Below are 18,355 nucleotides of genomic sequence, written 5' to 3'. Positions count from 1 at the left end.
TCCTTTAAAATTGCTTTGATTATAAACAGATAACGGGTCTGACGCACCGCCTCGCACCAGATTGGCGCGATTGTCCGTAACAACCCGCATTCGTCGTTGCGAAAGCCTCTTTCCGGCACTTTTTGCGCGTCGTCGGACAAGTGTCACGCGCGTGCGACAATCGCTGTTCGACGTGCGCCGGTTGGCCAGGCGCTCAGGTGCGCAAATCCATCGTCTTACCCTTTCGGGCGGCCCTTTTGGTCCGCCGCTTTTGGAAAATTCTGAATGAAAGCCTCCCGTTTCTTTATTGGCACCCTGAAGGAAGCGCCCGCCGACGCGGAAATCGTCAGTCACAAGCTCATGGTGCGTGCCGGCATGATCCGGCGCGTGGCTGGCGGCATCTACAACTATCTGCCAATTGGCCTGCGCTCGATCCGCAAGGTGGAAGCGATCGTGCGCGAGGAAATGAACCGGGCAGGCGCGATCGAACTGCTGATGCCGGCTGTGCAGCCGGCGGAGCTGTGGCAGGAATCGGGCCGCTGGGAAAAATATGGTCCCGAACTGCTGCGCTTCAAGGATCGCAAGCAGAGCGACTTCGTGATCGGACCGACGCACGAAGAAGTCGTGACGGACATCGCGCGTGGTCAGATCAAGAGCTACCGTCAGCTGCCGGTGAACTTCTACCAGGTGCAGACGAAGTTCCGCGACGAGATCCGTCCGCGTTTCGGCGTGATGCGCGGTCGCGAATTCATCATGAAGGACGCGTACTCGTTCGATAAGGACATGGACGGTCTGCGCGAGTCGTATCGCAAGATGTACGACGCATACGTGCGTATTTTCACGCGCCTGGGTCTCGACTTCCGTGCGGTCGCTGCGGACAACGGCTCGATCGGCGGCAGCGGCTCGCATGAGTTCCACGTGATCGCCGATACGGGCGAAGACGACATCGCGTATTGCCCGACGTCCGACTTCGCGTCGAACGTCGAAGCGGCCGAAGCCTTGCCGCTGATCGCCGAACGCGCCGCGCCGAAGGAAGAGCTCAAGAAGACGTCGACGCCGGGCAAGGCGAAGTGCGAAGCCGTCGCCGAACACCTCAACATTCCGCTCGAAAAGACGATCAAGTCGATCATCCTCGCCACGGAAAACGAAGGCGCCGAACCGACCATCTGGTTGTTGATGCTGCGCGGCGACCACGATCTGAACGAGATCAAGGTCAACAAGCTGCCGGGTCTCGGCGAGTTCCGTATGGCGACGGAAGCAGAAATCGTCGAGTGGTTCGGCACGCCGCCGGGCTATCTCGGACCGCTGAACACGAAGAAGCCGGTCAAGGTGATCGCGGACCGCACGGTCGCGAACATGAGCGACTTCGTGGTCGGCACGAACGAAGTCGATTTCCACACGACGGGCGTCAACTGGGGCCGCGATCTGCCCGAGCCCGTCGTCGCGGATATCCGCAACGTGAAGAAGGGTGATCCGTCGCCGGACGGCAAGGGTGTGATCGACATCTGCCGCGGCATCGAAGTCGGCCATGTGTTCCAGCTCGGCACGAAGTATTCGGAAGCGATGAACGCGACGTTCCTCGACGAATCGGGCAAGCCGCAGCCGATGCAGATGGGCTGCTACGGCATCGGCATCACGCGCATTCTCGGCGCGGCGATTGAGCAGAACTACGACGACAAGGGCATCATCTGGCCGGAATCGATTGCGCCGTTCGAAGTCGTGCTGTGCCCCATGGGTTACGACCGCAGCGACGCCGTGCGCGAGCAGGCTGACAAGCTGCACGACGAACTGACGGCAGCCGGCATCGACGTGATTCTCGACGATCGCGGCGAGCGTCCGGGCGTGATGTTCGCCGACTGGGAACTGATCGGCGTGCCGCATCGTCTGGTGATCGGCGACCGTGGCCTGAAGGACGGCAAGATCGAGTATCAGGGTCGCCGCGATACGGAAGCCACGCTGTTGCCTGTCGAAGGCGCGGCGCAGGCTGTCATCGAAAAGATCAAGGCAGCGCTCGCGCGCTGATAGGAGCGGACGGTGGAGTACAACTTCCTGTCCGCGACCATCCTGCTGATTCTCATCACTGATCCACTCGGCAACATCCCGCTCTTCATCAACTGCCTGCGGGGTGTTGCGCCTCATCGGCGCATTCGCGTCATTCTTCGCGAAGTCGCCATCGCGTTCGTGATCCTGCTGATCTTCATGCTCGTCGGCGACCGCTTTCTGCGGATGATGAGCCTGACGGATCTGTCGCTGCGGATCGGCGGCGGCATTGTGCTGTTTCTGATCGCGCTGCGGATGATCTTTCCGCATCCCGATGGCCCGTTCGGCGCCGACACGCGCGCCGCCGAACCGCTGATCGTGCCGCTCGCGATTCCCGCGCTCGCCGGTCCGTCAGCGTTGGCCACGGTGATGCTGCTGACGTCGCAGGCGCCGAACAAGATGTTGGAATGGGTCGCGGCGCTGACGGTGACGATGATCGTGTGCGCGATCGTGCTGGTGATGGCGGAGCGCATTCAGCAGTGGCTCGGCGAGCGCACGGTGATGGCCTTCGAGCGCTTGATGGGCCTCGTGCTCGTCGCGATTTCGGTGGAGATGATGCTCGGCGGGATTCGCACTTTCGTGCATCAGCTTGAGAAGTGAGCATGGCCGTCGAGGCAACAAAAAAGCGACCCGCGGGTCGCTTTTTTATTTGCGGCAGCGCAGCCTGAGAGTCACGCGCCTTCCGTCAATGCGCGGATAGTCGGCAGATTGCGCCAGTAGCCTTTCGCATCCATCCCGCAGCCGAACACGTAACGGTCGGGCACTTCGAAGCCGCAGAAGTCGGGACGCAGCGGCTTTGCCTTCGGAATGATCTTCTCGCACAGCACCGCGCTCATGAAGCGCTTCGCGCCCATGCCCATGATGCGGTCGCGGATCGCGGCCATCGTCTCGCCTTCATCGAGGATGTCGTCGAGCACGAGCACCACGCGGTCTTTCACCGAACCCGACGGCGCGACGCGCCACTGCATTTCGGCGCTGCCCTTGATCGCGTTGCGATAGCGGGTGAGGTGGATGTAGTCGAACTCGAGCGGAAAATCGAGGTGCGGCAGGAGCATGCCCGTGAACACCGCCGCGCCGCCCATCACCGACAGCACGAGCGGAAACTCGTCGGCCATTTCCGCGCGAATGGCGCCGGCCATACGGCCGATAGAGGCGTTGACGTCGCTGGCCGAAACGATTTCTTCGGAGTGACTGAAAATGTGGAGAGCTTCTTCGCGATTCATGACGTCTGGCGGGCGGTAACTGTATACATAGTGTGAGAGACAACGACCCGGCGCGCTACAGCAAATACCCGCGCCTCGATCCGGCATACGCGCCGGGTCGCGATGGCCGTCGCACGCCCGGACAAACGGGCGAGCGACGGCCGTAAAACATTAGCGCATGCCCGGCATCATGCCCTTCATGCCGCGCATCATCTTTTGCAGATTGCCGCCCTTGAGCTTCTTCATCATTGTGCGCATTTGCTCGTACTGGTTTAACAGGCGGTTCACTTCCTGCACCTGCACGCCCGCGCCGGCAGCGATACGGCGCTTGCGCGTCGCCTTGATCAGCTCGGGCTTCGCGCGCTCGGCGGCCGTCATCGAATTGATGATGCCTTCCATGCGGCGCATCTGCTTTTCGGCCTGGCCCATGTCGGCATTCGACGCGGCCTGCTGAAACTGTGCGGGCAGCTTGTCCATCAGCGACGACAGACCGCCCATCTTCTTCATCTGTGAAAGCTGCGCGCGGAAATCGTTCAGATCGAAATCGCCGCCTTTCTTGACCTTGTCGGCGAGCTTTTGCGCGGCCTGAACGTCGACGCCGCGCTGCGCTTCCTCGACGAGCGCGAGAATATCGCCCATGCCGAGAATCCGGTTCGCCATGCGATCCGGGTAGAAGACTTCGAGGCCGTCGAGCTTTTCCGCGACACCGACGAACTTGATCGGCTTGCCCGTCACGTGACGCACGGAAAGCGCCGCGCCGCCGCGCGAATCGCCGTCGAGCTTGGTCAGCACGACGCCCGTGAGCGGCAGCGTGTCGTTGAACGCCTTCGCGGTGTTCACGGCGTCCTGACCGAGCATCGCGTCGACGACGAACAGCGTTTCCGCCGGATTCAATTCCTTATGCAGCGCGGCGATTTCGTTCATCATCGCCTCGTCGATACCGAGACGACCGGCCGTGTCGACGAGCAGCACATCGTGATAGTGACGCTTGGCCCAGTCGACGGCGGCGCGCGCGATGTCGACGGGCTTCTGGTCCGGCTGCGACGGGAAGAAGTCGGCGCCGACCTGTTCGGTCACCGTCTTCAACTGCGCGATAGCGGCGGGGCGATACACGTCGCACGACACCGTCAGCACTTTCTTTTTGTACTTTTCGCGCAGCAGTTTCGCGAGCTTGCCGACCGTGGTCGTCTTACCCGCGCCCTGCAGACCCGCCATCAGGATGACGGCAGGCGGCGTGACGCTGAGATTGAGTTCAGCGGCCTTGCCTTCGTAGTCGCCGCCGATCACGGCCGTCAGCTCGCGCTGAACGACGCCGACGAGCGCCTGGCCCGGCGACAGGCTGGCGATCACTTCCTCGCCGAGCGCCTTTTCCTTCACCTTCGCGATGAAGTCGCGCACGACGGGCAGCGCCACGTCCGCTTCGAGGAGTGCGAGGCGCACTTCGCGCAGCATCTCCTGGGTGTTCGCCTCGGTGAGCCGGGCTTCGCCGCGCAGCGTCTTGACGACGCGCGCCATCCGTTGAGTGAGGTTGTCGAGCATGGGGGCGATGAGCAGTGCGGCCGCCCCTGTCGCAGCGCGAGAGCGGCGGACTTTGGAGGGCCTGGTGTAAACTTCCAATATGGATATTGTACTGTATGCCCTCACTGCGCTCCTGTACGGCGGACTTGCCGTCGCGGGCTGGCGCGCGCACCGGCAGGCGAGCGCCGCGCCGATGCTCGAAAGCGTGCCGCCGCTTCCCGCTGCTGCGCCGCTGCCTGCGGGCGGGCGAGGGCTGGCGGGCGCGTCCGCCGGCATGTCGATGACGACGCGCATCGTGTTGCTCGTCGCGCTGCTTGCGCACGGCGTGCTGCTGCACACCACTATTTTTCCGCACGACGCGATGGTGTTCGGCTTCGCGTTCGCGCTGTCCGCGATGTTCTGGCTCGGCGCGGGCATCTACTGGATCGAGAGCTTCTTTTTTCCGCTCGACGGTCTGCGTCTGCTCGTGCTGCCGCTCGCGTGCATCGCGTCGCTGCTGCCGCTCGTGTTCAACGGCGTGCACGTGCTGTCGTATGCCGCCGATCCTCTCTTCAAGCTGCACTTCCTGATCGCGAACATCGCGTATGGTCTGTTCGTGATCGCCGCGCTGCATGCCGTGCTGATGCTGCTCGTCGAACGGCGCCTGCACGCGATGCGCGGCGGCGCGCTAGCGCGTCAAAGCGCCGCGGCGGGCAACGGCTGGCTGTCGAGCTGGCTCGACTCGCTGCCGCCACTGCTCACGCTCGAGACGCTGCTGTTCCGTCTGATCGGCGCGGGCTTCGTGCTGCTCACGCTCACGCTGGTGTCGGGCATCCTGTTCAACGAACAGCTGCTCGACCGCGCGCTGCAACTCGATCACAAGACCGTGTTCGCGCTGCTGTCGTGGGTGATGTTCGGCGCGCTGCTGACGGCGCGCAAGGTGTCGGGATGGCGCGGACGCGCGGCGTTGCGCTGGGTGCTCGCGTCGTTCGTCGCGCTGCTGCTCGCCTATGTCGGCAGCCGTTTCGTTTTCGAGGTGCTGTTGCACCGTCCTGTGGTCTGAGTTGTTCCAGGTTGATCCAAGCATCATGCGACAAATTTTTCTGCTGATCCTGTTGTTCATCGTCGGCCAATGGCTGGTGAAGGCGCTGCGCCGCGCAGAGGCATCGCGCACGACGCGCACGGGTACGGGCGACGCCGCCGGCGCGAACGCGCGCCCGGGTGCGCGCGCGAACAGTCACGCTAGCGGTCAGGCGAACGGAAGCGCGAACGGCAAGAGCGCGCCCCGACTCGCCGAGCCGATGATCCGCTGCGCCGAATGCGGCGTGCATGCGCCACAGAGCGACTCCGTGCTCGTGGCAGGGCAGACCTTCTGTTCGCACGATCACGCGAAGCGTTACGCCGCCCGTCCGACGGGCCGCGACGCACGATGACGGCACACATCCCCGCGCGCTTCACCGTCGATGCAAACGGGTGGGTCAACGAAGCGCGCAAGCTGCCGTCGCCGAATTTCGAGGTGCGTCCGAACGGCGCACGTCCGACGCTGATCGTCATCCACAACATCAGCCTGCCGCCGAACGAATTCGGCGGCACGGGCATCACCGATCTCTTCCTCAATCGCCTCGACTGCGACGCGCATCCGTACTACGACACGCATCTGCGCGACGTGCGCGTGTCCGCGCATTTCGTGATTCATCGCGACGGCGCGCTCGAACAGTACGTCTCGTGCGACGAGCGCGCATGGCATGCGGGCGCGTCGAACTTCTTCGGCCGCGAGCGCTGCAACGACTTCTCGATCGGCATCGAACTCGAAGGCAGCGACGCGTCGCCATTCGAAGCGGCGCAATACGAGACGCTAGCGCCGCTCGTGCAGGCGCTCGCCGCGCACTACGCAATCGACTCTCTCGCGGGTCACTCGGACATCGCGCCCGGCCGCAAGACCGATCCCGGTCCGCACTTCGACTGGCCGCGTCTTCAACGCGATACGGCGCTCGCCGATCCGTATTTCCCCTATCTGCATCCTTCCTCGCGCGCGCCGATAACGTCGTAAGCGCGTCACTTCCGCTCTGTACGATGCCGCACCGACAGCGCGCAAACGCTGTGTTGGCCCGTCGCCGTTTTCTGACGCGGCCTATCCAAAAGTCAAGATCGTCAGACCAAATAAAAGAATTTGCGATGGCCGTTGAGTACACTATACTTCGTGCCGTTAATCAGTTTTTGCACAAGATGTAGTGTTTGTCAGGCGGCGCCCCGCTCCATGAGCATGGCGCCGTCAGCATTACCGGCACTGAAAAAACCTGATGCGGCGCAACCAGTTACGAGAACCGGTGCGCCGACCCATTCGAAGAAAAGGGCGCAGCCAAGTGATCGCGACACGCACGACGTTGAAGTTCTCCCACGCGGATCTGTCGCATCCGGCCCAGCTGTTTCCTGGTTCCCGCTGTCCCTCTTCTTCTTCCTCATCGCATGCGTCCGGGGTGGCGCAGCGGTTGTACTAATCCGCGGTAACTCCGCACTATTCCAAGACCAGGAGCTTTGCACATGCAAACCACCGACAACGTGACGACCCGGTTCGAAGGCGCACCCGCTGGCCGCCCCGAAGCGCTCGCACATGGCGCGCAAGCGCTCGCGCCGCAGACGAACTACGCCGACTACAAGGTGATGCGTCGCAACGGCGGCGTGGTGTCGTTCGAACCGTCGAAAATCGCCATCGCCGTGACGAAGGCATTTCTGGCCGTCAACGGTGGTCAGGGCGCGGCATCGGCACGCGTTCGTGAACTGGTCGAGCAACTCACGCAGAACGTCGTGCGCGCGCTGGTGCGCAGCCGTCCGAACGGCGGCACGTTCCATATCGAAGACATTCAGGATCAGGTCGAACTCGCGCTGATGCGCACGGGCGAGCACAACGTCGCGCGCGCCTACGTGCTGTATCGCGAGAAGCGCACGCAGGAGCGCGGTCATGAGGCCGACGTGCCGGCAGGCGCATCGGGTCTGAACGTGACCGACAACGGCGTCACGCGTCCGCTCGACATGGCTGCACTGCGCGGCATCATCGAATCGGCATGTGCGAACCTGGGCGATGCCGTGAACGCAGAGCCGATCGTCGCGGAAACGGTGAAGAACCTGTACGACGGCGTGCCGATGAGCCAGGTCTACGACTCGGCCATCCTCGCTGCACGCACGATGATCGAAAAGGATCCGGCATACAGCCAGGTCACGTCGCGCATCCTGCTGCACACGATCCGCCGCGAGATCCTCGAAGAAGAAGTCACGCAAGCCGAAATGGGCCAGCGTTACGCCGAGTACTTCCCGCTCTTCATCAAGCGCGGCGTGAACGCCGAGCTGCTCGACGACAAGCTGCTGCAATTCGACCTGAAGCGTCTCGGCGCCGCGCTCGACGCGAACCGCGACCTGCAGTTCGGCTACCTCGGCCTGCAGACGCTGTATGACCGTTACTTCCTGCACGTCGACGGCACGCGTATCGAAATGCCCCAGGCATTCTTTATGCGTGTTGCGATGGGTCTGTCGCTGAACGAGATCGACCGCGAAGCGCGCGCGATCGAGTTCTACAACGTGCTGTCGAGCTTCGACTTCATGTCGTCGACGCCGACGCTGTTCAACTCGGGCACGCGCCGCTCGCAACTGTCGTCGTGCTATCTGACGACGGTCGACGACGACCTCGACGGCATCTACGAAGCGCTGAAGGAAAACGCGCTGCTGTCGAAGTTCGCCGGCGGTCTGGGCAACGACTGGACGCGCGTGCGTGCGCTCGGCTCGCACATCAAGGGTACCAACGGCAAGTCGCAAGGCGTCGTGCCGTTCCTGAAGGTCGTCAACGACACGGCCGTCGCCGTGAACCAGGGCGGCAAGCGCAAGGGCGCGGTGTGCGCGTACCTGGAATCGTGGCACCTCGACATCGAAGAATTCCTCGAGCTGCGCAAGAACACGGGTGACGACCGTCGCCGTACGCACGACATGAACACGGCGAACTGGATTCCCGACCTGTTCATGAAGCGCGTGCTCGAAGGTGGCGACTGGACGCTGTTCTCGCCGTCCACCTGCCCGGACCTGCACGACAAGTTCGGCGCCGAGTTCGAAACGGCTTACACCGCTTACGAAGACAAGGTCGCGCGCGGCGAGATCAAGCTGTTCAAGAAGATTCCGGCTGCGCAACTGTGGCGCAAGATGCTGGGCATGCTGTTCGAAACGGGCCATCCGTGGATCACGTTCAAGGATCCGTGCAATGTGCGCTCGCCGCAACAGCACGTCGGCGTCGTCCACTCGTCGAACCTGTGCACGGAAATCACGCTGAACACGAGCGACACCGAAATCGCCGTCTGCAACCTCGGCTCGGTGAATCTCGTCGCGCACCTGAAGGAACAGGCCGACGGCACGCTCGCGCTCGACCACGACAAGCTGAAGCGCACCATCAGCGTCGCGATGCGCATGCTCGACAACGTGATCGACATCAACTACTACGCGGTCGCGAAGGCACGTAACTCGAACCTGAAGCACCGTCCGGTGGGTATGGGCATCATGGGCTTCCAGGACTGCCTGCACGTGCTGCGCACGCCGTACGCATCGCAGGAAGCCGTCGAGTTCGCCGACCGTTCGATGGAAGCCGTCTGCTACTACGCATACTGGGCGTCGACGGAACTGGCGGAAGAGCGCGGCCGTTACTCGACGTACCGCGGCTCGCTGTGGGATCGCGGCATCCTCCCGCAGGACACGCTGAAGCTGCTCGCCGATGCACGCGGCGGCTACGTCGAAGTGGATTCGAGCGAATCGATGGACTGGTCGTCGCTGCGCTCGCGCATCGCGACGCACGGCATGCGCAACTCGAACTGTGTCGCGATCGCGCCGACGGCGACGATCTCGAACATCATCGGCGTGTCTGCATGTATCGAGCCGACGTTCCAGAACCTGTACGTGAAGTCGAACCTGTCGGGCGAATTCACGGTGGTGAACGACTACCTCGTGCGTGACCTGAAGGCGCGCGGCCTGTGGGACGAAGTGATGGTCGCCGACCTGAAGTACTTCGACGGCTCGCTGTCGCGCATCGACCGCGTGCCGGCCGACCTCCGCGCGATCTACGCGACGGCGTTCGAAGTCGATGCAACGTGGCTGGTCGAAGCGGCGTCGCGCCGTCAGAAGTGGATCGACCAGGCGCAGTCGCTCAACATCTACATGGCGGGCGCATCGGGCAAGAAGCTCGACGAGGTCTACAAGCTCGCATGGCTGCGCGGCCTGAAGACGACGTACTACCTCCGCACGATGGCGGCAACGCACGTCGAGAAGTCGACGGTCGCGCACGGCGCGCTGAACGCAGTGCCGTCGGGCGACGGCGGTGCAGGTGGTGCAGCAGGTGGCTTCGGTGTCGGCGGCGGTGCAGCGTCGTCGGGTAGTACGGGTGGCTTCCAGGCATCGGCTGCTTCAGCAACTGCGGTTCCTGCTGTCGAAGCAGCGCCGGAAGCGGATGGTCCCGTGTGCATGATGCGTCCGGGCGATCCTGGCTTCGAAGAGTGCGAAGCCTGCCAGTAAGCCGGAGCGCTCACTAATAAGTAGCAGGTAAGAAGTGGCAGGTAAGCCGCCGGCGCTCGCCGGCGGCGAGCAACAGATAGCAAGCGAGTAGCAGATGAGCGGTGGCCGTCGAACGCATCGCTCATCGCAGCACGAAGGCGCGGCTCCCGTTGCAGATCCTCGTTTCAGTTTCAGTCGGAAGAGAAGCACACGACGCAACGAGGAACATCACGTGCTACCCACTCATCGACGAGTGCGCGAAAACCCTGAACGCACACACGATGAAGTCGGCGAGACAGCACAGAAGTGACGATGCATCGCGCGTCCCGCTCGCTTCGCAAGACACGCGCAACGCGCAGCGAAGCAGCAAATGTTTCGAGTTCGGAACAACGCAGAAGCAACGTGGAAGCAACGCATACGCATCACTGAAGCAACACGCTTTTGATCGTGCATCGCGCTTCATCGACACACGTTTCGATCGACTCGCAACGCGTGACCTTCACACACTGATGAACAAAGTGTTGTATGTAGGTCGCAACGCGATTCGAAAACAGGATTTTTCATGAGCGGACCCTTTTAACGCTCGTGAAAAGATGGTACAAACCGATCTAAATTGATGGTGACATTTATGCTCAACTGGGATGACGAGATCACTGCCGTAACTCCCTCGAGTGATTCGCAACAAAACGTGTTGCGCAACGCTGCGGGAACGGCTGTCGGTTCGCAAGTCGAAACGCGTTCCGCTCATCAAGCTCCCTCGGCTCAACAGGTCTTTGCGAACGACATCGCAATCGCTCCGCCGGCGCAAGCAACTGCATCGGCTGTCGCTTCCGAAGCTCGCGTGAATGTCGCCGACAAGCGCATCATCAACGGCCAGACTGACGTCAACCAGCTGGTGCCGTTCAAGTACAAGTGGGCGTGGGAAAAGTATCTGTCCGGTTGCGCGAACCACTGGATGCCGCAGGAAATCAACATGTCCCGCGACATCGCGCTCTGGAAAGACCCGAACGGGCTGACGGAAGACGAGCGTCGCGTCGTCAAGCGCAACCTCGGCTTCTTCGTGACGGCCGACTCGCTCGCGGCGAACAACATCGTCCTCGGCACGTACCGCCACATCACGGCGCCCGAATGCCGCCAGTTCCTGCTGCGCCAGGCGTTCGAAGAGGCGATCCACACGCACGCTTACCAGTACATCGTGGAGTCGCTCGGTCTCGACGAAGGCGAGATCTTCAACGCGTACCACGAAGTGCAGTCCATTCGTGACAAAGACGAATTCCTGATTCCGTTCATCCACACGCTGACCGACCCGGCCTTCAAGACGGGCACGCTCGAAGCAGACCAGAAGCTGCTCAAGTCGCTGATCGTGTTCGCGTGCGTGATGGAAGGCCTGTTCTTCTACGTCGGCTTCACGCAGATTCTGGCGCTCGGCCGTCAGAACAAGATGACGGGCGCCGCGGAACAGTACCAGTACATCCTGCGCGACGAGTCGATGCACTGCAATTTCGGCATCGACCTGATCAACCAGATCAAACTCGAAAACCCGCATCTGTGGACGCCGGAGTTCCGCGCGGAAATCCGCGAGATCTTCAAGCATGCGGTCGACCTCGAATATCGCTACGCAGAAGACACGATGCCGCGCGGGGTGCTCGGCCTCAATGCGTCGATGTTCAAGAGCTATCTTCGCTTCATCTGCAACCGCCGTTGCCAGCAGATCGGTCTCGATCCGCTGTTCCCGAACGAGGAAAACCCGTTCCCGTGGATGAGCGAGATGATCGACCTGAAGAAGGAACGCAACTTCTTCGAGACTCGGGTTATCGAATATCAGACCGGCGGCGCGCTGTCCTGGGAATAACCCAACGCGTCGTGTATGTATTTGATGGGGTTGCCGCTGGCTGTGCCGCGGCAAAATTGGTGAGGAGCAATATCGCCTGATGCAGAGCGTGCCCGTTGTGCCGCGGACTACCGCGGCCTATAAAGATCACAGGCACTTTGCGAACCCTTCAGTGGGATGGGCAAACTTCCCCCCGGAAAAAGCCGTTCGCTACAGAGCGAGCGGTTCGATCAAACGATTGACGGTGTCGCAATCCGGCGCCGACAGGACTTGGCGCGCTGTGCCCGATGGCACGGCGCGCCTTACCGTATTCATTAGCGTAAGCGCGCTGGAGCTGCGTACGCCGATGAATAGCCCGCTTCGCAGTGGCCGCCGTGAGAAGCGTCCGCGGGAAGCGGGTTTTGACGAAGGGTGTAGTTTGAACTGACTCTCATCTGAAAACCTGAAGGAGAAAATGATGGCACTCGCCAAGAAGAAACCGGCAGCCAAGAAGGCTGCAGCAAAGAAGGTCGTCGCGAAGAAGGCTGCTCCCGCAAAGAAGGCAGCACCGGCCAAGAAGGCAGCTGTGAAGAAGGTCGCAGCCAAGAAAGTCGCAGTGAAGAAGGTTGCTGCGAAGAAGGCAGCTCCGGCGAAGAAGGCCGCTGCAAAGAAGGTCGCAACGAAGAAGGTTGCAGCGAAGAAAGTCGCCGTGAAGAAGGTTGCTGCGAAGAAGGCAGCGCCGGCGAAGAAGGCCGCAGTGAAGAAGGTTGCAGCGAAGAAAGTCGCCGTGAAGAAGGTTGCTGCGAAGAAGGCAGCACCGGCGAAGAAGGCTGCAGCGAAGAAGGCCGCTGCGAAGAAGGCGCCTGCGAAAAAGGCTGCTGCCAAAAAGGCTGCGCCTGCGAAGAAGGCTGCCGCGAAGAAGGCCGCTGCTGCCCCTGCGAAGAAGGCTGCTCCTGCGAAGAAGGCAGTTTCGAAGAAGGCAGCACCTGCTCCGGCTGCGCCCGCTGCTTCGACGGCGCCGGCTGCTACGGTGAAGACGGCTCTGAACCCGGCTGCAGCATGGCCGTTCCCGACGGGCAGCCGTCCGTAAGAGCTGAAGTCGTAACGGACGCATCATGTATGCGTCCGTCGATTGAGCGACATTGCTCGATCACATCTCATCCCGTCGCCGGGTCACTGGCGGCGGGATTTTTTTCGTCACGCGCTTTGTCGCAGTACAGCTCGACGCAAACGCCGGACCAAAAAAAACGCATGCACAGGGGAGCGCATGCGTGTGAGGTTGCCGACACGGCGCAAGTGCGCCGCCGACAGGGAAAGGGTTTGCGTCAGTGCGTGACGCGCGTCACGCCGCCGCTCGAAAGCAGACGCACGCGCTCGCCGGCGCGGAAGATTTCGCCCGTCGCGCTTTGCGTGATCGCGCGCATGTCGCCGTTGTCGAGACGCACGGTGATCTCGACGCCGTCGCGCATTGCGGTGCTGTTCTCGACCGTGTTGCCGGCAACAGCGCCCGCCAGCCCGCCGACGATGCCCGTCAGAATGGACCCGCGTCCGCCGCCGATCGCGCTGCCCGCAACCGCGCCGAGTGCGCCGCCGCCGATTGCGCCGATACCGCTTGGCTGGCCGTTGTTCGAGCTGATCTTCACGGCGCGCACGCTATCGACGGTGCCCATGCGGACCGTCTCTTCGCGCTGCGCCTGTGACGACGTGTACACGTCGGCGGAACTGCTGTTGTACGCACAGCCCGACATCACGAGCGAACTGACGATCACCGCGCCTACAACCAGGCGGCCCAAACTGCGATTCGTTGTTTTCATTCCCTAAACTCCAAACGGGGCTCGCCTCGAGCCCCTCAAACCCGATCGGTCAGGCGCGGCGTATGCGCAGCGGGCGCTGTTCGCTGCTCGCTGTGTCAGGCGCCCTCTGGCAGTTCGTAGCCGAACGCCTGCTTGAACCGTTCGTTGATCTCCGCGCGCGACGGCGCATAGTTTTGCGGCCCTTGATGTTCGATCTTGAGCGCGCCCATCAGACTGGCGAGACGGCCGGTGGTCGCCCAGCCGAGGCCCTTCTCGATGCCGTACAGCAGGCCGCCCCGGAACGCATCGCCGCAACCCGTGGGGTCCAGCACCTGCTTCGCCTTGACGGCCGGAATCTCTTCGATGCCGCCTGCATGGTGAATCTGTGCCCCGTGCTCGCCGCGCGTGACGATCAGTGCATCGACACGGCTCGTGATTTCTTCGATCGACCAGCCCGTCTTGTTGCTCACCAACGCAGCTTCGTAATCATTGACTGCGACGTAAGTGGCAAGTTCAATCATGCGGCGCAGCGACTCACCGTCGAACAGCGGCAGCCCCTGACCCGGATCGAAGATGAACGGAGTACCTGCCGCGGCGAACTGTTCGGAGTGCTGGATCATGCCGTCGAAGCCGTCCGGCGCGACGATGCCGAGCTTCACGCCGGGCTGGTCCGCGCGGTTCAGGTGCGACTGCATCATCGCGCCCGGGTGGAACGCGGTGATCTGATTGTTCTCGAGGTCGGTGGTGATCATCGCCTGCGCCGAGTACGTGTCGGGCAGCACGCGCACGTGTTCTTTCGACAGACCCAGCGTGTCGAGACGGTCGACGTAGAGTTGCGCGTCGACGGCGCCGAGCGTCGCCATGATGCGCGCATCGCCGCCGAGCAGATGCAGCGAGTAGGCGATATTGCCCGCGCAGCCGCCGAATTCGCGGCGCATCGTCGGCACGAGGAAGCTGACGTTCAGGATGTGGACCTGTTCCGGCAGGATGTGCTCCCGAAAGCGCCCTTCGAAGGTCATGATGTTGTCGTAGGCGAGCGAGCCGCAAATCAGCGTAGCCAAGGCGAGCGTTCCTATAAGTGTCGGTCGGAGAAGAAAAAGGGCGCGACGATGTGACAGCGCCGCGCCCGATGCGATACGGGCGCGGCGCTGTATCGACGCAAATATGAAGCTTACTTCAGCGCGGCAAGCGCTGCGTCGTAGTTCGGTTCGTTCTTGATTTCGCCGACGAGTTCGGCGTGCACGACCTTGTCGTTTTCGTCGATGACGACGACGGCGCGTGCTGTCAGGCCCGTCAGCGGGCCGCTCGTCACGTCGACGCCGTACGCCTGCGCGAACTCATGGCCGCGGAACGTCGAAGCCGTGACGACGTTCTCGATGCCTTCCGTCGTGCAGAAGCGCGTCGCGGCGAACGGCAGGTCGCCCGACACGACGATCACGGCCGTGTTGTTCAGCTTGGCAGCCGCTTCGTTGAACTTGCGCGTGGACGTTGCGCAGGTCGGCGTGTCGAGGCTCGGGACGATGTTCAGCACCTTGCGCTTGCCAGCGAAGTCGCCGAGCGTGAGCGGCTTCAGATCCTTGCCGACGAGCGAGAAGGCGGGCGCCGCCTGGCCCACGGACGGGAACGTGCCAGCGACTTCGATCGGGTTGCCACCCAGCGTGACTTGACTCATGTTGTGCTCCGAAGATTCGTCAGGGATTGACGGGATGCGCGGCCGGTTTGCGCCGGACGCGCGGACAAGCTGCACGCGCTGCAGATCGACGGATTACGGATAGAAGATCTGCACGCGGAAGTTCGAGGCGACCGTGTCGCCGGTGTCGAGGCGCACGATCATCGTCTGCGTCGTGCGTGCGGGCAGGCCCGCCGCGATCGGCGTGCCGGGCTTCACATAGTCTTGCGGCCACAGCACGCGCCGCACGGCGATGTTGTTGTTCTCGTCGAGCAACGTCAGTTCGACGGCGGGATACGCGAGCGCGAGATCGAAACGGTTGCGCAGCGGCATCTTCAGTTCGAGCTTGTGCGGACCGTCGACTTGACGCAGATCCGACGGCTCGACCAGCAATCCGTCGATATCGCGCGGCGGTTCGATCTTGCAGCCCAGATTCGAGCAGGCCTTGACGAACAGCGCCTGCGAATCGGGCCACGCGACCATCACCGATTCGCGCTGCCACCACGCCAGTTGCACGAGCAGCAAACAGGCGAGCAGGCCGCCCGCGACGCCGCCCCCGATGTGCCACATGAGGCGCTTCGCTTCAGGCTCGCGCGGCTCACGCGTGACGGCGAAGGCATCGTCGTCGCCTCCGTGTGGTGCCGCGAATGGCGTGCGATACGGCTCGCCGTATTGATCGCGTGCGCCCGCGTCGGCGCCGAAGCGCGGTTCGAGATCGGGTTCCGCCGATGGTGCGCCGAAGTACGGTTCGCGCTCGCGCGGCTGTCCGGCGTGATCGGCTGACGGCGAAACGGTGCGGTCGTCGTTTTCGAACGCGGGCTTGCTGGGCTTGTCGCGCGGCGGTTCGCGCAGATCGTCGTCGAACGGATCGTGCAGCGGCGCTTTGGCTTCGGGCTTTGGCGCTGCCTGGCCGCGCTGGGTCTCTGCGGATTCGCGCAGCGATTCCGGTTCGCGCCATGCGTGCGTCGTCGATTCGCGCATGTCGCGTTCGAAGTCGCGCGCGGACGCGCCGTCGAAGGCCGGCTCCGCTTTCGACTGTGCGGGCGCCACGGCAGGTTCTTCGACGCGAGGTTGCGATTGCGCTTCGGCAGTCGGTCCGACCTTCGGCTCCGTCTGCACGGCGACGGTCGGCTCGACGCGCTGTTCGACTTGTTGTTCGGCGCTCGCCTTGATGTGCGGCTCGACCGGGTCGCGCTCGACCGGGTTGCGCGCGATCGCCTTCTCGAGATTCATCGGCTCGGACTCGGTGAGTTCGAGCGTGAGCGGCGGTTGCGCGGAACGCGGGATCGTGACGGGGTTGAACGGAATCGTCGACGCGTTATGGCGGATGCGCCGGTCGATCGACGCATCGGGCGCGGGCGCCCACGGATTCCATGCTTCCGCGCGGAAGTCGGGCTCGTGTTCGGACGGCGCGTGTTGCGCGTCGGCGGCGGGCGACGGTTGCGCTGCCGCCTCGGTTTCGACGCGCGGTCCCGCAGGCGCTTGTTCTGCGCGCGCCGTTTCGCGATTGGATTCGGGTTCGGCAGCGGCGGGGCGCTCGTTTTGCGTTTCCACCGGCTGCGTGGGCGCCGCTTCCTGCACCTGCGTCACGACAGGCGGCGCCACCGGCTTCGTTTCCCGCACCGCAGCTTCAGCGCCGCCGTTCGCGAGCGAGCCGAGCGTGTAGGCCGTGACATCGTCGATCGTCACGGGCTTCGCCTTGTCGATACTGACGCCGTTGCTCACGTCGAACAGGCTGCTCGATGCATCGAATACTTCTTTGCAATGGCCACAACGCACGAGTCCGCGGCGCAGCGTGAGCTGCTCCGGTTGGAGCCTGAAGACGGTTTCGCAGAAGGGACAGCGTGTCGCTAGAAGCATATCGAGCCGAAAGACCGGTGAGCCGCCAAGATGCCAAATGAGGTGCCGAATGGGGCCGGAAGCAAACAAATATGCCTTATTCTAATTGCTTTCGCGTCGCGTTCCCGCAAGACATACCCAACCTTCGTGTTCGCGCCACACGGCGATGTCGATCCACTGCCGGTAGACGCTCGCCACTTCTTCTGCCTGTCGCGCGAGAATGCCCGACAGCGCAATGCGGCCGCCCGGCTTCACCTTCGACGACAGCATCGAGGCCATCAGCTTCAGCGGATTCGACAGAATGTTCGCGACGACGATATCGAACTCGCCTTCGGGACAATCGTCGGGCAAACCGTACGTCACATCAGCGTGATTGCGCTCGCTGTTGTGGCGCGCGGATTCGACGGCTTGCGGATCGATGTCGATGCCGATCACGGGATTCGCGCCGCACTTCTTCGCGAGAATCGCGAGAATGCCCGAGCCGCAGCCGTAGTCGAGCACCGACTGATCTTTCTGCACCGACTGCTCGAGCCACTCCATGCACAGACGCGTGGTCGGATGGCTGCCCGTGCCGAATGCAAGGCCCGGATCGAGCTCGAGTACGAGCGCGTTCGGATCGGGTGCGTCGTGCCATGACGGCACGACCCAGATGCGTTCGCCGATCGGAATCGGATCGAACTGGGATTGCGTGAGGCGCACCCAGTCCTGTTCTTCGACCTCGCGCACGCTGAACGACGGCGTATCGGCGAGACCGAGTTCATTCGCAGCGGCCGCCAGCAGCACGGCCGGTTCGTGTTCCGGCGCCAGCAGCGCGATCACGCGTGAGTGCGTCCACGCGGTGCGCTCCGGCGTGAGACCGGGTTCGCCGAACAGCGGCTGCTCGTCGGGCGTATCGGCATCCGCGTCTTCGACGGACACCGACAACGCACCCAGTTCGAGCAACGCATCCGACAACGCTTCCGCATGCTCGCGCGCGAGTTCGACGATCAGTTCCCGGTAACTCATT

Annotated in this window: 17 protein-coding genes; 10 read left to right on the top strand and 7 right to left on the bottom strand. The window is 62.9% G+C overall.

Going from position 1 to position 18,355, the window contains the following annotated elements; all coding sequences use genetic code 11:
- The first annotated feature begins 264 nt into the window (after positions 1 to 264).
- Positions 265 to 2,001 carry a proline--tRNA ligase gene (locus QEN71_RS27255; RefSeq protein ID WP_201655937.1) on the top strand — a complete coding sequence of 579 codons (1,737 nt, stop codon included), beginning with the start codon at positions 265 to 267 and terminating at the stop codon, positions 1,999 to 2,001.
- A gap of 12 nt (positions 2,002 to 2,013) precedes the next feature.
- Positions 2,014 to 2,619: a MarC family protein gene (locus QEN71_RS27250; RefSeq protein ID WP_201655934.1), complete on the top strand. Its 606-nt coding sequence runs from the start codon at positions 2,014 to 2,016 to the stop codon at positions 2,617 to 2,619.
- Between the two features lie 71 nt (positions 2,620 to 2,690).
- Here the strand turns inward: QEN71_RS27250 and QEN71_RS27245 are convergent, their stop codons facing one another.
- Positions 2,691 to 3,242: a hypoxanthine-guanine phosphoribosyltransferase gene (locus QEN71_RS27245; protein ID WP_201655931.1), complete on the bottom strand. Its 552-nt coding sequence runs from the start codon at positions 3,240 to 3,242 to the stop codon at positions 2,691 to 2,693.
- 150 nt (positions 3,243 to 3,392) lie between these two features.
- On the bottom strand, positions 3,393 to 4,760 hold the full coding sequence (ffh, locus tag QEN71_RS27240) for a signal recognition particle protein (protein WP_201655928.1): 1,368 nt from the start codon (positions 4,758 to 4,760) through the stop codon (positions 3,393 to 3,395).
- A 79-nt stretch (positions 4,761 to 4,839) separates the two neighbouring features.
- Here ffh and QEN71_RS27235 point away from each other — a divergent pair, with 79 nt between their 5' ends.
- The 8 genes from QEN71_RS27235 to QEN71_RS27200 all read left to right on the top strand — a co-directional run bounded on the left by QEN71_RS27235 (position 4,840) and on the right by QEN71_RS27200 (position 13,138).
- Complete coding sequence (locus tag QEN71_RS27235) at positions 4,840 to 5,781, top strand: cytochrome C assembly family protein (RefSeq protein WP_201655925.1); 942 nt, start codon at positions 4,840 to 4,842, stop codon at positions 5,779 to 5,781.
- A 25-nt stretch (positions 5,782 to 5,806) separates the two neighbouring features.
- Positions 5,807 to 6,151, top strand: coding sequence for a PP0621 family protein (locus QEN71_RS27230; RefSeq protein WP_201655910.1), 345 nt, complete (start codon positions 5,807 to 5,809; stop codon positions 6,149 to 6,151).
- The gene (gene ampD / locus QEN71_RS27225) at positions 6,148 to 6,768 is read left to right on the top strand and encodes a 1,6-anhydro-N-acetylmuramyl-L-alanine amidase AmpD (RefSeq protein ID WP_233472007.1); all 621 of its coding nucleotides are present in this window, start codon (positions 6,148 to 6,150) and stop codon (positions 6,766 to 6,768) included. Before QEN71_RS27230 ends, ampD begins: the two co-directional genes overlap by 4 nt.
- Before the next feature lie 491 nt (positions 6,769 to 7,259).
- A complete protein-coding gene (locus QEN71_RS27220; protein WP_201655907.1) occupies positions 7,260 to 10,259 on the top strand; it encodes a ribonucleoside-diphosphate reductase subunit alpha in 3,000 nt (999 codons plus the stop codon).
- 101 nt (positions 10,260 to 10,360) lie between these two features.
- Positions 10,361 to 10,804, top strand: coding sequence for a hypothetical protein (locus QEN71_RS27215; RefSeq protein WP_290468227.1), 444 nt, complete (start codon positions 10,361 to 10,363; stop codon positions 10,802 to 10,804).
- A gap of 62 nt (positions 10,805 to 10,866) precedes the next feature.
- The gene (locus QEN71_RS27210) at positions 10,867 to 12,090 is read left to right on the top strand and encodes a ribonucleotide-diphosphate reductase subunit beta (protein ID WP_201655904.1); all 1,224 of its coding nucleotides are present in this window, start codon (positions 10,867 to 10,869) and stop codon (positions 12,088 to 12,090) included.
- A 79-nt stretch (positions 12,091 to 12,169) separates the two neighbouring features.
- A complete protein-coding gene (locus QEN71_RS27205; protein WP_201655901.1) occupies positions 12,170 to 12,496 on the top strand; it encodes a hypothetical protein in 327 nt (108 codons plus the stop codon).
- A 30-nt stretch (positions 12,497 to 12,526) separates the two neighbouring features.
- Complete coding sequence (locus QEN71_RS27200; protein ID WP_201656056.1) at positions 12,527 to 13,138, top strand: histone H1-like DNA-binding protein; 612 nt, start codon at positions 12,527 to 12,529, stop codon at positions 13,136 to 13,138.
- 235 nt (positions 13,139 to 13,373) lie between these two features.
- Here QEN71_RS27200 and QEN71_RS27195 read toward each other — a convergent pair whose 3' ends face one another.
- The 5 genes from QEN71_RS27195 to prmA all read right to left on the bottom strand — a co-directional run bounded on the left by QEN71_RS27195 (position 13,374) and on the right by prmA (position 18,354).
- On the bottom strand, positions 13,374 to 13,862 hold the full coding sequence (locus QEN71_RS27195) for an outer membrane lipoprotein (RefSeq protein WP_223959185.1): 489 nt from the start codon (positions 13,860 to 13,862) through the stop codon (positions 13,374 to 13,376).
- Between the two features lie 95 nt (positions 13,863 to 13,957).
- The gene (locus tag QEN71_RS27190; RefSeq protein WP_201655895.1) at positions 13,958 to 14,902 is read right to left on the bottom strand and encodes a carbohydrate kinase family protein; all 945 of its coding nucleotides are present in this window, start codon (positions 14,900 to 14,902) and stop codon (positions 13,958 to 13,960) included.
- Positions 14,903 to 15,012: 110 nt separating this feature from the next.
- Complete coding sequence (tpx, locus tag QEN71_RS27185) at positions 15,013 to 15,513, bottom strand: thiol peroxidase (protein WP_201655892.1); 501 nt, start codon at positions 15,511 to 15,513, stop codon at positions 15,013 to 15,015.
- 93 nt (positions 15,514 to 15,606) lie between these two features.
- Positions 15,607 to 17,370: a DUF3426 domain-containing protein gene (locus QEN71_RS27180; protein ID WP_201655889.1), complete on the bottom strand. Its 1,764-nt coding sequence runs from the start codon at positions 17,368 to 17,370 to the stop codon at positions 15,607 to 15,609.
- An 81-nt stretch (positions 17,371 to 17,451) separates the two neighbouring features.
- Positions 17,452 to 18,354 (bottom strand): 50S ribosomal protein L11 methyltransferase, encoded by a 903-nt coding sequence (prmA, locus tag QEN71_RS27175; protein WP_201655886.1) that lies wholly within the window; start codon positions 18,352 to 18,354, stop codon positions 17,452 to 17,454.
- Position 18,355: the final 1 nt, after the last annotated feature.

It is taken from the genome of Paraburkholderia sabiae (assembly GCF_030412785.1).
In the GTDB taxonomy this organism is placed as follows: Bacteria; Pseudomonadota; Gammaproteobacteria; order Burkholderiales; family Burkholderiaceae; genus Paraburkholderia; species Paraburkholderia sabiae.
The sequence above is the reverse complement of the archived record's forward strand: the minus strand, read 5'-3'. Positions and strand labels throughout refer to the sequence as shown.

What these genes read in the sequence shown, in the direction of transcription:
- QEN71_RS27210 (WP_201655904.1), top strand. Translation starts at nt 10,867, where the DNA reads ATGCTCAACTGGGATGACGAGATCACTGCCGTAACTCCCTCGAGTGAT.
- QEN71_RS27235 (WP_201655925.1), top strand. Translation starts at nt 4,840, where the DNA reads ATGGATATTGTACTGTATGCCCTCACTGCGCTCCTGTACGGCGGACTT.
- tpx (WP_201655892.1), bottom strand. Translation starts at nt 15,513, where the DNA reads ATGAGTCAAGTCACGCTGGGTGGCAACCCGATCGAAGTCGCTGGCACG.
- QEN71_RS27205 (WP_201655901.1), top strand. Translation starts at nt 12,170, where the DNA reads ATGCAGAGCGTGCCCGTTGTGCCGCGGACTACCGCGGCCTATAAAGAT.
- QEN71_RS27230 (WP_201655910.1), top strand. Translation starts at nt 5,807, where the DNA reads ATGCGACAAATTTTTCTGCTGATCCTGTTGTTCATCGTCGGCCAATGG.
- QEN71_RS27255 (WP_201655937.1), top strand. Translation starts at nt 265, where the DNA reads ATGAAAGCCTCCCGTTTCTTTATTGGCACCCTGAAGGAAGCGCCCGCC.
- QEN71_RS27220 (WP_201655907.1), top strand. Translation starts at nt 7,260, where the DNA reads ATGCAAACCACCGACAACGTGACGACCCGGTTCGAAGGCGCACCCGCT.
- QEN71_RS27195 (WP_223959185.1), bottom strand. Translation starts at nt 13,862, where the DNA reads ATGAAAACAACGAATCGCAGTTTGGGCCGCCTGGTTGTAGGCGCGGTG.
- QEN71_RS27200 (WP_201656056.1), top strand. Translation starts at nt 12,527, where the DNA reads ATGGCACTCGCCAAGAAGAAACCGGCAGCCAAGAAGGCTGCAGCAAAG.
- QEN71_RS27245 (WP_201655931.1), bottom strand. Translation starts at nt 3,242, where the DNA reads ATGAATCGCGAAGAAGCTCTCCACATTTTCAGTCACTCCGAAGAAATC.
- QEN71_RS27180 (WP_201655889.1), bottom strand. Translation starts at nt 17,370, where the DNA reads ATGCTTCTAGCGACACGCTGTCCCTTCTGCGAAACCGTCTTCAGGCTC.
- ampD (WP_233472007.1), top strand. Translation starts at nt 6,148, where the DNA reads ATGACGGCACACATCCCCGCGCGCTTCACCGTCGATGCAAACGGGTGG.
- prmA (WP_201655886.1), bottom strand. Translation starts at nt 18,354, where the DNA reads ATGAGTTACCGGGAACTGATCGTCGAACTCGCGCGCGAGCATGCGGAA.
- ffh (WP_201655928.1), bottom strand. Translation starts at nt 4,760, where the DNA reads ATGCTCGACAACCTCACTCAACGGATGGCGCGCGTCGTCAAGACGCTG.